A 14021-nucleotide genomic window follows, 5' to 3' on the forward strand; every position below is an offset into this window, starting at 1 on the left:
ATCTGGTCGTAGGCCTTCGCCGTGCCGCCGAACTTCCTGGCCAGAATGGTCGTGATCGCCGCCGTCAGCGTGGTCTTGCCGTGGTCAACGTGCCCAATCGTGCCGACATTGACGTGCGGCTTCTTACGTTCGAATTTTCCCTTGGCCATTACCGGTACCTCAAGACGTTAGAAGTTAATGAATCTACAGCACCAAGAATGGTGCCCATGGACAGAATTGAACTGTCGACCTCTCCCTTACCAAGGGAGTGCTCTACCGCTGAGCTACATGGGCGTCGCGAGATGCCTTGAACAAATCTGCGGCCGCGGCGTGGAGCGGGTGAAGGGAATCGAACCCTCGTCATAAGCTTGGAAGGCTTCAGCTCTACCATTGAGCTACACCCGCACAACCATTACCCGAAGCACGATCAATCAAATTACCAACGGCGTATTTGGTGGAGGGAGAAGGATTCGAACCTTCGAAGGCAGAGCCGTCAGATTTACAGTCTGATCCCGTTGGCCACTTGGGTATCCCTCCAGCTCAGAACCCACAATTCTGATGCCCAATCAAAACACTGTCAAATGATTTTTCGAGCAGGGCGGGATTATAAAGCACAACTCCTGCCGCTGCACGCTTCTTTCACTCGTTGCACGCGGTCGACCGCGTAGAATCGGGCCACTACTCCTCGCCAGTCAGCGACACTGAAAGGACCATCCCGAGGCCATGAACAGCCCCTACCCCAGCCACCAGCCGCTGGCGCAAGAGATTGCCAGCGATCTGAAGAATCGCTTCGGCGACCGCTTTTCGCAGGGTGATTCGATCCGCATGCAACACGGACGAGACGAGTCAGTGCACCAGCCGGCGCTACCGGACGGCGTCTTCTTTGCCAAGAGCAGCGATGAAGTCGCCGAAGTCGCCCGCCTGTGCTTTCGCCATCGCGTCCCGATGATTCCGTATGGTGCTGGCAGTTCGGTCGAGGGGCATGTGCTGGCCATCCACGGCGGCATCACCATCGACCTCGCCGGGATGAACAGGATTCTCGCCATCCACGCCGAAGATCTCGACGCCACCGTCGAGGCAGGAGTCACGCGGCTGCAACTGAACGCGGCGCTCAAGGGAAGCGGGCTGTTCTTCCCCATCGACCCGGGCGCCGACGCCTCGCTCGGTGGCATGGCGGCCACCCGCGCATCGGGGACCAACGCCGTACGCTACGGCACCATGCGCGACAATGTGCTCGGGATGACCGTCGTCCTGGCTGACGGTCGGATCATCAGCACCGGCGGCCGGGCGCGCAAGTCATCGGCGGGCTACGACCTGACGCGGCTGTTGATCGGATCGGAAGGTACTCTCGGCATCATCACCGAATTGACCGTCAGGCTGCAGCCGATCCCGGAGGCCATGTCGGCGGCGGTGTCCGCTTTCCCGGGCGTCGCGGCGGCGGTCAAGACGGTCATCGAGACCATCCAGCTGGGCGTCCCGGTGGCGCGCATCGAACTGCTCGACGCGCTGACCCTGTCGGCGGTCAATCACCACAGTCACACCGCGCTGAAGGAGCTTCCGACGTTGTTCTTCGAGTTCCACGGCAGTCCGGCGTCAGTCAGCGAGCAGGCACAGCTGGTACAGGAAATCGCCGCTCGTTTCGGCGGCGAGGATTTCGCGTGGGCGACCCGCAATGAAGACCGCTCGCGCCTCTGGCAAGCCCGCCACGATGCCTACTTTGCCTGCCTGCAGCTCAAACCGGGTTGCCGGTCGTTTCCAACGGATGTCTGCGTGCCGATTTCGCGTCTGGCCGAGTGCATCCAACGCACCAGCGACGACATCGCCCAGGTATCGATCCCGATCGCCTTGTTTGGCCACGTCGGCGACGGCAACTTCCACCTCGTGGTACTGGTTGATCCCGGCAACCCGAAAGACATGCGTGAAGCCGAATGGATCAACGACCGCCTCGTCGCGCGTGCTCTGGCGATGGATGGAACGTGCACCGGCGAACACGGGATCGGGATCGGCAAGACGCGCTTCATGGTGCGCGAACACGGCCGTAACGCCGTAGAGGTGATGCGTGCGATCAAGAAGGCGCTGGACCCCCGGCAGCTGCTCAATCCCGGCAAGATCCTGCCGCCCGACGACGAAAGCTGAGACCGAGCTGACTCTCTCGCGGCAGAAATCGGAGACGCCGGTGACCGCCATTGCCCTCGGTGGCCCGCCCGCACCGCTGCGTCGCTTCGGTCACGGCCCTTCGGCCTCGCTACGGCAAGCCGGACACCTTGCGCCAGCGGCTGTGCGCGTCGGCAAGGGGCAGGACAAGCGCCGGCTAACCGAGCACCGGCGATACAATTCATCATCGAGAAGTCGCGAGTCGCAGGTCGGGTTGGCCGAGCGAAAGCAAGCCAGGATCTCGAGACCCACCGGCTGACACTGCGCTGACCCCCCCTGGAACTGGAGCCCCGCATTGCCTTCGCCCCCGCCCGCACCCACGGATGCCACCCCGCCGCTGCTCGGCCCGCAGCTTCGTCAACTGGCGCTGCAGCTGGCAGCCGTACTCGCCGTACTTACTCTGGCCTGGCCTTACTACGGTGTGCGCAATGAACAGCTACCCTGGCCGCAAACCGCTCTCGCCATCGGTGGCGTCGCCCTGGTGTTGGCTGGACTGACCCGCCAAGCCTGGTGGTGGCGGGTGATCCACGCGCTCTTTGCGCCGCTGGCTTGGGCCGCGTCCACGCTGGCCATCGACCCCGGCTGGTACCTGTTGCTGTTCACCGGACTGTTGCTGGTCTATCGCGGTGCGCTCGGCGGCCAGATCCCGCTCTATCTCTCCAATCTCCCGACCGCAACGGCCATCGCGGAGTGCGCCGCCGAGTTCCCCGAGATGCGTTTTCTCGACCTTGGCGCGGGGATCGGCAGCGTTGTGAGGCCGCTCGCCAGGCTGCGCCCCGATGCCCACTTCACCGGCGTCGAGAACGCGCCGGCGACTTGGCTGGTCGGCCGCCTGCGCACCGCCGGCCTGGCCAATTGCGACTGGCGCTGGGGCGATATGTGGCGAACCGACACGGCCACTCACAACGTCGTCTATGCCTTTCTGTCACCGGCCCCGATGGCTGCATTGTGGAAAAAACTGGAGCGCGAGATGCAGCCGGGAAGCGTCTTTGTCAGCAACAGCTTTGCCGTACCCGAGGTCGCCGCCGAGCGGGTGATCGAAGTCGACGACGGGCGGCAGACGCGGTTGTACTGCTACCGCTTGTGAACCCGCCGGAAGCTGTTCGCCGAGACGTGCTGGTGGCCGGGCGAGGCTCCGCAGGTTGGCGCTCGCTCGGAGAACGCGAATCTTTGCTAAGATGACCGATTCCACCACCACCGGAGTACCGAGAATGTCCAATCACGACTCGATGACAGACCCCATGAGCTTCGCCAAGAAGATGTGGGGCAGCATGGGCTTTTCCGCCCTGCCGGGCATGGTAACGCCGACCTTCGACGCCGACGAGATCGACAAGAAGGTGAAAGATCTCAAGGCGGTCGAGAGTTGGCTGAAGATGAACCTGTCAATGCTGCAGATGACGATTCAGGGCCTGGAGATGCAATCCGTGACGCTCAATGCCGTCCGCGCGATGAGTCAGATGTCCAGCAACTTACACCCTGGCGCCGCTGCCGGCGACGAGGCTCAGACCCCGCAGGCCCTCTTCCCCGGAGCGGCAGGCGGTAGCGAGGGGCTCAAACAGGCCGCGATGTGGCCGTGGACGATGATGCAACAGATGCAGGAACAGATGCAGAAGGCGGCCGCCGCGATCAAGGACGGGCAATCCCAGGACGAACCGAAGCCCTGAAACGACTGCCGCCAGCAGCTTCAGAAGCCAGGCTCGGCGCGCGACGGGTGCGAACACAACGGTGCTTCAGATGATCGAGGCATCGCGCAGGCCGCAGATCTCCATCACCGTAAATCCCGACTCGCGCAGAACCTCTTCGCTGTGCTCGCCGCAGCCGGGTGCAGAGCGCTCGACCGCAAACACCCAGCCGGACATTCTCACCGGTGGCGCGTACTGAGTTATCCCATCGGCCTGAACGGCCATGCCGCGGGCCAGGAACTGCGGATGTTCGAGGGCTTCGGCGACATCAAGTACCGGTGTCACGCAGCAATCGATCCCGGCGAAAAAGTCGGCCCAATACGCCTGATCGTGGCTGGCAAAGAGACACTCCATTTCGCGAGACAGTGCCTCTGCGGCTGCCCCATGCTGCCCGTGCTGTGCTTTCCAGGCAGGGCGTTCGAGCGCTTCACAGAAGACCTCCCAGAACTTCTTCTCGAGCGGCGCGACGGCCATGTAGCGCCCATCGGCGGTGGCATAGACCCGGTAGCCGGGGTCTGCGCCGCTGAGCCGATCGGTACCGCGCGCCGGCACAGCACCGCCGCCCTGCAGGGCGAACAGAGGAAAAAGGTTGTGGGACAGAACGGCCTCGCTCATTGCCACGTCGACCAGCCGCCCCTGGCCGCTGCGCCGAGCGTCAAACAGAGCGGCGAGAATACCCATAATGGCAGTCATCGCGCCGCCCAGCAGATCACCGACCTGCAGATTGGGAATCGCCGGCGGACCACCGTCTACCCCGATCTGGTCGAGGACACCAGCCAGGCCGATGTAGTTGAGATCGTGACCAGCCGCCATCGCCAGCGGCCCGGTCTGTCCGTAGCCGGTGATCGCGCAATACACGATCCGCGGATTGAGCGCGCGCAGCACGTGATAACCGATGCCTAGGCGATCGCTCACGCCCGGCCGGAAGCTCTCGACCAGGATGTCGGCGGTACGCGCCAGACGCAGCAACACCTCGCGCCCCTGCGAACGCTTGAGGTCCAGGCGCAGGCCGCGCTTGTTGCGATTGACGCTGCGATAGAAGGCGCTGACGCCATCCGGTCCATCAGCCAGCACGCGCGCGTAGTCGCCGGCGCCATGATCCTCGATCTTGATTACATCGGCACCCATGTCAGCCAGGTGGAGTGTGGCGACCGGCCCGGGAAGCAGTCGTGTCAGGTCGAGAACGCGCACCCCGCGCAAGGGACCGCCGCTCATCGACCCGCCTCGCAACCTTCAAGCCATGCGGCATCCATATCGATCACCGCGCCCTTTTTCAGCGGCTGGTCGAGAAACTGCCCCCTGAACAGCCATCCGGTCGTGCCGTGCTGATGCGACCAGGGCGTTTCCCAATCATCGACGCGCACCCGCAGACGGATCACCTCGACGTCAATCGGAGCACTGTCCGACTCCTGCTCCAGGCAAGGCATGGCCGCCGCCAGCAGTGCCCGGTCGGCAGCAGTATAGGCGGACGCCAGCTTGCCGAGCCGCGGGCAAAGGCCCAGCTGGCGGCGTTCGCGGGCGATCCCGGCAACCGAGCCTTTCAGCCAGTAGGTCGGGCCCCGCAGCACCAGGCCCGCGCCACCTTCGCGAAAGATCACGCAGTCGCCGATCTGTGGGCCAGACGACGCGGCGGACGAGGTCGAAGGCGACACCAAGCCCGCAGCCAGAACCGTGGCGCCAAACAGCCAACCGGCGATCGCCAGGAGACCAATCCTCACGGGTACTTGCGAAGGTCTTCGATCACCTTGCCGTCATTGACCAGGTCGCCGGGCGCATGGAAGGCCACCTCGCCGCGCAGCTTGGTGACCTCCCGAATGCTGATCACAACTCCCGCCCGGAGGTCGTCGGACGGCGTCGCGACCTCACAGCGCAGGATCATGCGGTCCTGATCGTCTGCGTTGTCGACCACCAGACGCGCGCGGCCGATTTCCGTGTGCCGGGCGACGATGGCGGCCACCTGCGAGGGGTGGACGAACATCCCCTTGACCTTCGTCGTCTGATCGGCGCGCCCCAGCCATCCCTTGAGGCGAACATTGCTGCGACCGCAGGGGCTGGCGCCTGGAAGCACCGCCGAGAGGTCGCCCGTGGCAAAGCGGATCAGCGGGTAGTCGGGATTGAAGCCGGTGACCACCACCTCACCGACCTCACCCTCGGCGACCGGATCGCCGGTGCCCGGACGAACGATCTCCAGCAGCACGTCCTCCTCGACGACCAAGCCATCTTCGCTCGCCGTTTCATAAGCGATCACCCCGACGTCGGCCGTCGCGTACGCCTGACGAACGACCACACCGCGGTCATTGAACAGCTTCCGCAGCGTCGCCGGCAAGGCTTCTCCGGAGACCACGGCCTTGCGGAGAGAGCTCACGTCGGCACCCAGTTCATCAGCCCGCTCGAGAATGATGCGCAGGAACGACGGCGTACCGACGTAAGCCACCGGCTTCAGGTCGGCGATCGCCTGGACCTGCATGTCGGTCTGTCCGACGCCGGCCGGGAAGACCGGACAGCCGAGCTTCTGCGCCGCACTTTCGATCATGAAGCCGGCCGGCGTGAAATGGTAGGAGAAGGTGTTGTGCACCAGGTCGCCCGCCCTGAATCCCGCGGCAAACAGAACCCGGGCGAAGCGCCACCAGTCCGGTCCACGACCCTGGGGATCGTAGATCGGGCCAGGGGAAGCGAAGACCCGCGCCAGATCCGCCAGCGACGTCGCCGTCAAGCCTCCGAAGGGTGGCGCTGCGCGCTGCAACTCCATCAGATCACTCTTGCGGGTCAGCGGCAGAGTCGACAGCGCCGCGCGCGAAGTGACCGAATCCGCGGCATGCTCGGCAAGCAAGCGGCGGAAATAGGGCGATCTCCGTTTCGCATGCGCGACCTGCTGTGGCAGACGCGCCATCAGCCAGGCTTCGCGCTCTTCGGGCGAACGCGTTTCCAGCGAATCATAGAAGCTCATCGGCTTGTTCCTCACACCCCAGGAAATTTCGCGCAGGACAGCGAAGGCGCTCGGTCAGTGCGAGCGGAAAATTTGGTGCAAATTGCTGGCCACTGTCAGAACGCCTGTCGGCGCACGCGGCACGCGCGGCATCCGGTGCCGGTTCACGAAAGCCAGCGCTTGCGACGACGATAGTGCTTGGCGTCACGGAAACTCTTGCGTCCCGCCGACGACAAGCCGAGGTAGAACTCCTTGACGTCTTCATTGGCAGCCAGTTCCCTGGCAGCACCCTCCATCACCACCCGGCCGTTTTCGAGGATGTAGCCAAAGTCTGCGTAGCGCAGCGCCATGTTGGTGTTCTGCTCGGCGAGCAGGAAAGTCACGCCTTCCTTCTGGTTCAGATCCTTGACGATGGCGAACACCTCGTCGACGATCTGCGGCGCCAGGCCCATCGAAGGCTCGTCGAGCAGGACCATCCGCGGATTGGCCATCAGCGCGCGGCCGACCGCGCACATCTGTTGCTCACCACCCGACGTGTAGGCCGCCTGACTGCTACGGCGCGTCTTCAGGCGTGGGAAGTACGAGTAGACCTTCTCCAGCGTGGCGTTGATTGCGCCCTTCCCGTCGCTCCGCGTGTAGGCCCCGGTCAGCAGGTTTTCTTCGATGCTCAGATGGCCGAAGCAGTGCCGTCCTTCCATCACCTGAATGACGCCGCGTTTGACCAGATCCGCCGGCGTCAACGCTTCGATACGCTCGTCGCGCAATTCGATGGTGCCTTTGGTCACTTCGCCACGCTCTCCGTGCAGCAGATTGCTGACCGCGCGCAGGGTTGTCGTCTTGCCGGCGCCGTTCCCCCCCAGCAGGGCAACCACCCCCCCCTCGGGGACGCTGAAGGAAACGCCCTTGAGGACCAGGATCACATGGTTGTAGATGACCTCGATACTATTGACTCGGAGAAGAATGTTGGCGGTGCTCATGGCGTCTCTTCGCTAGGCGGGCCGCCCTCCCGCAAGCGGGAGGGCCAACAAGGGACTCGCCGCGACGAGTCCGCCGGGACCTACTTGTTGCACTCCTCGGGAGTGCGGGGCTTCAGCTTCTTCTCTTCCGCGTACTTGCCGGAAGCCAGCATCACCATCGGCCGCAGCGTGTTGGCATCGGCCTGGTACCAGTCGGGAGAAACGAATTCCCACTTCTTGCCGTTCCAGGTATGAATGCGCACCCACGACGACCCCATATGGTCGAGACACGAGGTCTGGACCGGACGCATCACCCCGGCAAAGCCCATTGCATCCAGCGTCTTCTGGTCAAGATCCAGATGTTCCAGGCCCCAACGCACCTGCTCTCCCGTCATTACCTTGCCCTTGCCATAGCGCTCCTGCGCCTTGCGAACTCCTTCGACAGCGAGCATCGATGAAATCAGACCACGCATGTAGAGCACATCGCCGACTTCCTCTTTCGGTCCGGTGCCCAGTCCCTTGGCGTGCAGCGTCGCGAGGATCTCCTTGACGACCTTCGAATTGGGCTCGGCGCCATGCTGCAAGGTCATCGCGCTGTAGCCCTTGGCGCCTTCGCCAACATCCCTGACGTCCGGTTCGGCACCTGACCACCAGTTGCCCAGCATCTTGTCGCGCGGATAGCCGGTAGCCTGTGCTTCGCGCAAGGCGGTCAGGTTCATTACCCCCCAACCGGAAAGCAGAACGAAGTCCGGCCTGGCCTGACGGATCTGAAGCCAGGTAGCCTTCTGCTCGACACCCGGTGCGGCCACAGGCAGAAGCTGGACTTCGTAACCATACTTCTTGCTGAGTTCCTCGAGTACCGGGATGGCCTCCTTGCCGTACGGACTGTCATGGTAGACCAGAGCAATCTTCTTGCCTTTCAGGTTCCCGACACCGCCCAACTTCTTGGCGATATACTGGATCGCGACTTCAGAGCCTACCCAGTAGGTCCCGAGCAAGGGAAAGTTCCAGGTGAAGACGGCACCGTTCTGCGATTCACTACGGCCGTAACCCGCGGTGATCAGCGGAATCTTGTCCACCGGCGCTTTCTCCGTCAGCGCGAAAGTCCCACCAGTCGACAGCGGCTGGAAAACCGTTGCGCCACCATGCATGCCCTTCAGGCGCTCGTAGCATTCGACGATGCGGTCGGTCGCGTAGCCCGTCTCGCACTCTTCGAAAACGGTCTTGACGCCGTTGATTCCGCCCTTGGCATTCACCAGTTTGAGATAGTCAATGTAGCCATTGGCCCAGGGAGTGGCATTGGGCGCAATGGGGCCGGTACGGGTCACCAGGACCGGAAAGAACTGTTCCTTGGCTGGCGCGGCGACTGCCAACGTCGCCAGCGACGACAGTACGATGGCACTTAGCGACGCCATCGATGCGAGCTTGCGTAGGTTCATGAGTGTCTCCTCTTATTGAAATGGAACTGCTGCAACTGCGAAAAACCCCCTGACAGGCGTGAAACGCCCCGCACCGCGCGGGTCAATGCGGAAACGGCCACAGCCGAAGCTTTTCCTTGCCGGTCGACCACAGCCGAGCGATGCCGTGTGGCTCCTTGATCAGGAAGAAGATGATCAGCCCGCCAAAGATGATCAGCTCGGCGTGCGAGACGCCGGCGGTCGATATCTCGACCCCGATCAGGTCGCCAAGCTCCGGCAGGAGACGATTCAGGGCGATCGGCAGGATGACGATGAAGGCAGCACCGAAGAAATTGCCCATGATCGAGCCAAGGCCACCAATAATGACCATGAACAACAACTGGAACGAGCGATCGACCGAGAAAGCCGCCGGCTCCCACGAAGCGAGATGGACGAAGCCCCACAAAGCGCCAGCGGTGCCAATGAAGAAAGAACTGACGGCAAACGCCGAGAGCTTGGCGAATAGCGGCCGGATGCCGATCACCTCGGCGGCCACGTCCATGTCGCGGATCGCCATCCACTGCCGGCCAATGGCACTTCGCGTCATGTTCTTCGCCAGCAACGCAAAAACCACCAGAAAAGCCAGGCAGAACAGGTACTTGTTGAGCGGGTTGTTGATCTGCCAGCCCATCACCTGCAGGTTCGAGACCGAAACATTGCCCGACAGCGAGTTATCGGTAAACCAGGGAATGCGCAGAAAAACCCAGTCGGTGAAAAACTGCGCCGCCAGCGTGGCGACGGCCAGATACAGACCACGCACCCGCAAGCTGGGAATTCCGAAAAAGATCCCGACAATGGCTGCGGTAAAACCGCCGAGCAAGAGCGAGAGCAGCAGCGGCATGCCCTCGATGCGAATGTGAAAATTGTACGCGGCGTAGGCGCCAACCGCCATGAAGGCGCCGGCACCCAAGGTGATCTGACCACAGTAGCCGACCAGGATATTCACCCCGAGCGCGGCCAAAGACAGGATCAGGAAGGGGATGAGAATGGCCCTGAACAGGTACTCGTCGACCAGCAGAGGAACCGCGATGAAAGCAAACAGCACGATACCGATGACCGCCCAACGGTCCTGGGCGATCGGAAAAATCTGCTGATCGGCGGCGTATGACGTCTTGAACTGACCGTTTTCTCTATAGAGCACTTGCCTTCTCCCCGATTACACGCGGTCAATGATCTTCTCACCGAACAGCCCTTGCGGCCTGAACAGGAGAACGACCAAAGCCAGCTGGTAGGCAAACCAGATCTCGATCCCGCCGCCGACCATCGGGCCGATGTAGACCTCCGAGAGCTTCTCGCCGACGCCGATGATCAACCCGCCGAGGATCGCCCCGGGAACCGATGTCAGTCCGCCGAGAATGACCACCGGCAGCGCGCGCAGCGCCACCGTGGTCAGCGAAAACTGCACGCCGAGCTTGGAACCCCAGATCACCCCCGCCACCAGCGCAACCAGGCCGGCGACGCACCAGACGATTACCCAGATGCGATTGAGCGGGATACCGATCGACTGCGCCGCCTGGTGATCGTCGGCTACCGCCCGCAGAGCGCGGCCGGTGGTCGTCTTCTGAAAGAAAAGCGTCAGCAGTCCGACCAGCACAGTGGCGATCAGGGCGGCGATGAAGTCTTCCTTGTTGATCAGCAGGCCGCCCTCGAAGGTCCCCTCGAAGAGAAACACCGGATCCTTGGGCATGCCCACGTCGATCTTGTAGATGTCGTTGCCGAACAGGCTGGAGCCGACACCTTCCAGGACATAGGCGATTCCCAGTGTAGCCATCAGCAGCGTCGCTCCCTCCTGATTGACCAGGTGACGCAAGACCAGCCGCTCGATCAGCCAGGCGACGACGAACATCATTGCCCCGGCGACGACGAAGGCCGCGGCGGTTCCCAGATAGGAACCCTGAAGGCCGAACCAGCCCGGAATCCACTCGGCAAAACGAGCCATCGCCAGCGCCGCGAACAGCACCATCGCCCCTTGCGCAAAGTTGAACACCCCCGACGCCTTGAAGATCAGCACGAAACCGAGCGCCACCAGCGAATACAGCATGCCGGCCATCAGCCCGCCGATCAATGTTTCCAGGAAGAAACCCATCGCCTCGCTCCTCAGTGGCTGGCGCCGAGATAGGCGCTGATGACGTCCGGGTTGGCGCGGACCTCGTCCGGGTCGCCGTCACCGATCTTCTTGCCGTAATCGAGCACCACAACGCGGTCGGAGATGTCCATCACCACCGCCATGTCGTGCTCGATCAGCACGATGGTCGTCCCGAACTGGTCGTTGACGTCGAGGATGAAGCGACACATGTCCTGCTTTTCCTCGACATTCATTCCGGCCATCGGCTCGTCAAGCAACAGGATGCTCGGCTCCATGGCCAGCGCACGACCGAGGTCGACGCGCTTCTGAAGCCCGTACGGCAGGCGTCCGACCGGCGTCTTGCGAATGTGCTGGATTTCGAGAAAGTCGATCACTTCCTCAACCTTGGCACGATGCGCGAGTTCCTCGCGCCTTGCGGGCCCCCACCAGAACGCCTGCTGAATCAGGTTGCTGTTGATCTTCAGGTTGCGCCCGGTCATCAGGTTGTCGATCACATTCATCCCCTTGAACAGGGCGATGTTCTGAAACGTACGCGAAATCCCGGCCTTGGCGGCCTTGTAGGGATTCATCCTGGTGAAGTGCTGACCGCGCAGGATGATTTCCCCCTCCTGCGGCCGGTATACGCCGTTGATCACGTTGAGCATCGAACTCTTGCCAGCCCCATTCGGGCCGATGATCGCGCGGATCTCGTGTTCGCGAACGTCGAAGGAAATGTCGGTCAGCGCCTTGACGCCGCCAAACGACAGCGAGACCTTTTTCAGGTCGAGAACCACCTCGCCGATCTGCCGGCTCATGCCGCGACCCTCCCGGCGATGTCGAAGGTTTTCAGGTTCCGGATGACCAGATCGGCGGCCACCTTGCCCTGCCGCCCATCCTCGAACTTCACCGCCGTTTCGATGAACTGGCTGTCCTTGCCGCCGTACAGCGCGTCGATCAGCACGCGATACTTCTCGGCGACGAAACCGCGCCGCACCTTGCGCGTCCGGGTCAACTCGTCGTCGTCGGGATCAAGCTCCTTGTGCAGGATCAGGAAACGATGGATCTGCGAATCGGCCAGCAGGCCTTCGCCGACCAGTTCGGAATTGACTTGCTCGATCGATTCCTGGATCAAGCCATAGACCTCCGGCTTCGCCGCCAGATCGGTATAGCCCGAATAGGCGAGGCCGCGCCGCTCGGCCCAGTTGCCGACCGCGCCGATATCAATGTTGATGAAAGCGCAGACCATTTCGCGGCGATCGCCGAAGACCACCGCTTCCTTGATGTACGGGAAGAATTTGAGCTTGTTCTCGATGTAGTTGGGAGCGAACATGGCGCCCCCGGCCAGCTTGCCGACGTCCTTGGCACGATCGATGATCTTGAGATGGCCGTCATCGTCGAACAGGCCAGCGTCGCCGGTCATGAAGTAGCCGTCAGCGTTGATGGCTTCGGCGGTCGCGTCAGGTCGTTTGTAGTACTCCTTGAGCAGCATCGGGCCACGGACCAGGATTTCGCCGTTGCCGGCGATCTTCACTTCGACGCCCGGTGCCGGCTTGCCGACGCTGTCGAACTTGATCTCGCCGTCGGGCTGCAGGCAGACGTAGGCGCAGGTTTCGGTCTGGCCATAAAGCTGTTTCAGGTTGATTCCGATCGAGCGGTAAAAGCGGAACAGGTCCGGACCGATTGCCGCTCCGGCGGTATAGGCGACGCGCACGCGGCTCATTCCGAGCACGTTCCTCAGCGGACCGAAAACCAAGAAATTGCCCAGCGCATAGAGCAGGCGGTCGGCGGCGGACACCGGCTTGCGATCAAGGATTTCGGCACCGCTGCGCCGGGCGACGGCCATAAAGTAGTGGAACAGCTTTTGCTTGATCGCGCTGGCGTCCTCCATGCGGATCATCACCTGCGTCAGCAGGTTCTCGAAGACTCGTGGCGGCGCGAAATAGTACGTCGGGCCGATTTCGCGCAAGTCGTTCATCACCGTCTCGGCCGACTCGGGGCAGTTGATGGTGAAGCCGGTGACCATCGCCTGCGCAAACGAAAACAGATGATCGCCGACCCAGGCCATTGGCAGATACGAGAGGATGTCCTCGTCGGCGGTAAGGTGGTCGAAATCCACTCCACCGCGGGCCGCGCTGATGAAGGCGTGGTGCGTCAGACAAACACCCTTCGGCCGGCCGGTCGTCCCGGAGGTATAGAGCATCACGCTCACATCGCCCGGATCACCCTTCGCCACTTCGGAAGCCAGCAGGTCGGGGTGGTTTCGATTGTGAATCCGCCCCATCTCGATCAACTCGCGAACATCGTGAATGAAGGGCTGCGTATAGTGGCGCATGCCGCGCGCATCGTCGTAGAAGAGGTGCCTGAGTTGCGGCAACTGTTCCTCCAGTTCGAGCACCTTGTCGACCTGCTCCTGGTCCTCCACGAACAGGAAGCGGACTTCGGCATCGACCAGGACGAACAGCATTTCGTTGGCCACCGCATCCTGGTAGAGCGGCAAGGGGACGCCGCCGAGGCACTGCACGGCGGTCATCATCATGTACATGCGCGGGCGATTATCGCCGACGATGGCGACGTTCTCGCCGCGCCGGAAGCCCATTTCGGCCAGACCACAAGCCAGCGCGCGCACTTCGTCGGCAACGTCCCGCCAGGTCCAGCACTGCCAGATACCGAGGTCCTTCTCGCGCATCGCCGGCTTGCCGCCGCGAACATGGGCATGGTTGACCAGCAAGCGCGGAAAGGTATCCAGTGCTTGCGGCGACGAAGTTTCCGGCATCTTGTCTCCTCCGGTGCATTGACCGTCAA

At 62.5% G+C, this 14021-nt stretch carries 13 protein-coding genes and 3 tRNA genes; 3 read left to right on the forward strand and 13 right to left on the reverse strand.

The window, feature by feature from the left end:
• The 4 genes from Q1L50_RS07240 to Q1L50_RS07255 form a co-directional block, all read right to left on the reverse strand.
• Positions 1-149: GTP-binding protein (locus Q1L50_RS07240; protein ID WP_300335001.1), on the reverse strand; the 149-nt coding region annotated here is incomplete at its 3' end.
• Positions 150-198: 49 nt separating this feature from the next.
• Positions 199-273: transfer RNA gene (locus tag Q1L50_RS07245), tRNA-Thr, on the reverse strand.
• A 37-nt stretch (positions 274-310) separates the two neighbouring features.
• A tRNA-Gly gene (locus Q1L50_RS07250) sits at positions 311-384 on the reverse strand.
• Between the two features lie 47 nt (positions 385-431).
• Positions 432-516, reverse strand: a tRNA-Tyr gene (locus tag Q1L50_RS07255).
• A 186-nt stretch (positions 517-702) separates the two neighbouring features.
• On the opposite strand from Q1L50_RS07255, the gene Q1L50_RS07260 reads away from it, so the two are divergent.
• From Q1L50_RS07260 to Q1L50_RS07270, 3 genes are all read left to right on the forward strand, one after another.
• Positions 703-2115 (forward strand): FAD-linked oxidase C-terminal domain-containing protein, encoded by a 1413-nt coding sequence (locus Q1L50_RS07260; RefSeq protein ID WP_300337127.1) that lies wholly within the window; start codon positions 703-705, stop codon positions 2113-2115.
• Between the two features lie 313 nt (positions 2116-2428).
• The gene (locus Q1L50_RS07265) at positions 2429-3220 is read left to right on the forward strand and encodes a class I SAM-dependent methyltransferase (protein WP_300337129.1); all 792 of its coding nucleotides are present in this window, start codon (positions 2429-2431) and stop codon (positions 3218-3220) included.
• 124 nt (positions 3221-3344) lie between these two features.
• Positions 3345-3797: a PhaM family polyhydroxyalkanoate granule multifunctional regulatory protein gene (locus tag Q1L50_RS07270; RefSeq protein WP_300337130.1), complete on the forward strand. Its 453-nt coding sequence runs from the start codon at positions 3345-3347 to the stop codon at positions 3795-3797.
• A gap of 66 nt (positions 3798-3863) precedes the next feature.
• Here Q1L50_RS07270 and Q1L50_RS07275 read toward each other — a convergent pair whose 3' ends face one another.
• The 9 genes from Q1L50_RS07275 to Q1L50_RS07315 form a co-directional block, all read right to left on the reverse strand.
• A complete protein-coding gene (locus Q1L50_RS07275; RefSeq protein WP_300337132.1) occupies positions 3864-5030 on the reverse strand; it encodes a CaiB/BaiF CoA-transferase family protein in 1167 nt (388 codons plus the stop codon).
• Positions 5027-5533 (reverse strand): hypothetical protein, encoded by a 507-nt coding sequence (locus Q1L50_RS07280; protein WP_300337133.1) that lies wholly within the window; start codon positions 5531-5533, stop codon positions 5027-5029. The genes Q1L50_RS07275 and Q1L50_RS07280 overlap by 4 nt, the downstream gene beginning before the upstream one ends.
• On the reverse strand, positions 5530-6762 hold the full coding sequence (locus Q1L50_RS07285; RefSeq protein ID WP_300337135.1) for an AMP-binding protein: 1233 nt from the start codon (positions 6760-6762) through the stop codon (positions 5530-5532). Before Q1L50_RS07285 ends, Q1L50_RS07280 begins: the two co-directional genes overlap by 4 nt.
• Positions 6763-6905: 143 nt before the next feature.
• The gene (locus Q1L50_RS07290) at positions 6906-7718 is read right to left on the reverse strand and encodes an ABC transporter ATP-binding protein (RefSeq protein ID WP_300337136.1); all 813 of its coding nucleotides are present in this window, start codon (positions 7716-7718) and stop codon (positions 6906-6908) included.
• Positions 7719-7798: 80 nt separating this feature from the next.
• On the reverse strand, positions 7799-9136 hold the full coding sequence (locus tag Q1L50_RS07295; protein ID WP_300337137.1) for an ABC transporter substrate-binding protein: 1338 nt from the start codon (positions 9134-9136) through the stop codon (positions 7799-7801).
• Positions 9137-9218: 82 nt separating this feature from the next.
• A complete protein-coding gene (locus Q1L50_RS07300) occupies positions 9219-10295 on the reverse strand; it encodes a branched-chain amino acid ABC transporter permease (RefSeq protein WP_300337139.1) in 1077 nt (358 codons plus the stop codon).
• Between the two features lie 15 nt (positions 10296-10310).
• Positions 10311-11240 (reverse strand): branched-chain amino acid ABC transporter permease, encoded by a 930-nt coding sequence (locus Q1L50_RS07305; protein ID WP_300337140.1) that lies wholly within the window; start codon positions 11238-11240, stop codon positions 10311-10313.
• A gap of 11 nt (positions 11241-11251) precedes the next feature.
• Complete coding sequence (locus Q1L50_RS07310) at positions 11252-12034, reverse strand: ABC transporter ATP-binding protein (protein WP_300337142.1); 783 nt, start codon at positions 12032-12034, stop codon at positions 11252-11254.
• Positions 12031-13992, reverse strand: a complete 1962-nt coding sequence (locus Q1L50_RS07315; RefSeq protein WP_300337144.1) for an AMP-binding protein — start codon at positions 13990-13992, stop codon at positions 12031-12033. The genes Q1L50_RS07310 and Q1L50_RS07315 overlap by 4 nt, the downstream gene beginning before the upstream one ends.
• Positions 13993-14021 lie beyond the last annotated feature (29 nt).

The sequence above is a fragment of the Accumulibacter sp. genome (assembly GCF_029255145.1).
GTDB lineage: Bacteria > Pseudomonadota > Gammaproteobacteria > Burkholderiales > Rhodocyclaceae > Accumulibacter.

Coding starts and splice junctions, on each gene's coding strand:
- Q1L50_RS07260 (WP_300337127.1), top strand. CDS start 703: ATGAACAGCCCCTACCCCAGCCACCAGCCGCTGGCGCAAGAGATTGCC.
- Q1L50_RS07270 (WP_300337130.1), top strand. CDS start 3,345: ATGTCCAATCACGACTCGATGACAGACCCCATGAGCTTCGCCAAGAAG.
- Q1L50_RS07275 (WP_300337132.1), bottom strand. CDS start 5,030: ATGAGCGGCGGTCCCTTGCGCGGGGTGCGCGTTCTCGACCTGACACGA.
- Q1L50_RS07285 (WP_300337135.1), bottom strand. CDS start 6,762: ATGAGCTTCTATGATTCGCTGGAAACGCGTTCGCCCGAAGAGCGCGAA.
- Q1L50_RS07290 (WP_300337136.1), bottom strand. CDS start 7,718: ATGAGCACCGCCAACATTCTTCTCCGAGTCAATAGTATCGAGGTCATC.
- Q1L50_RS07295 (WP_300337137.1), bottom strand. CDS start 9,136: ATGAACCTACGCAAGCTCGCATCGATGGCGTCGCTAAGTGCCATCGTA.
- Q1L50_RS07305 (WP_300337140.1), bottom strand. CDS start 11,240: ATGGGTTTCTTCCTGGAAACATTGATCGGCGGGCTGATGGCCGGCATG.
- Q1L50_RS07310 (WP_300337142.1), bottom strand. CDS start 12,034: ATGAGCCGGCAGATCGGCGAGGTGGTTCTCGACCTGAAAAAGGTCTCG.
- Q1L50_RS07315 (WP_300337144.1), bottom strand. CDS start 13,992: ATGCCGGAAACTTCGTCGCCGCAAGCACTGGATACCTTTCCGCGCTTG.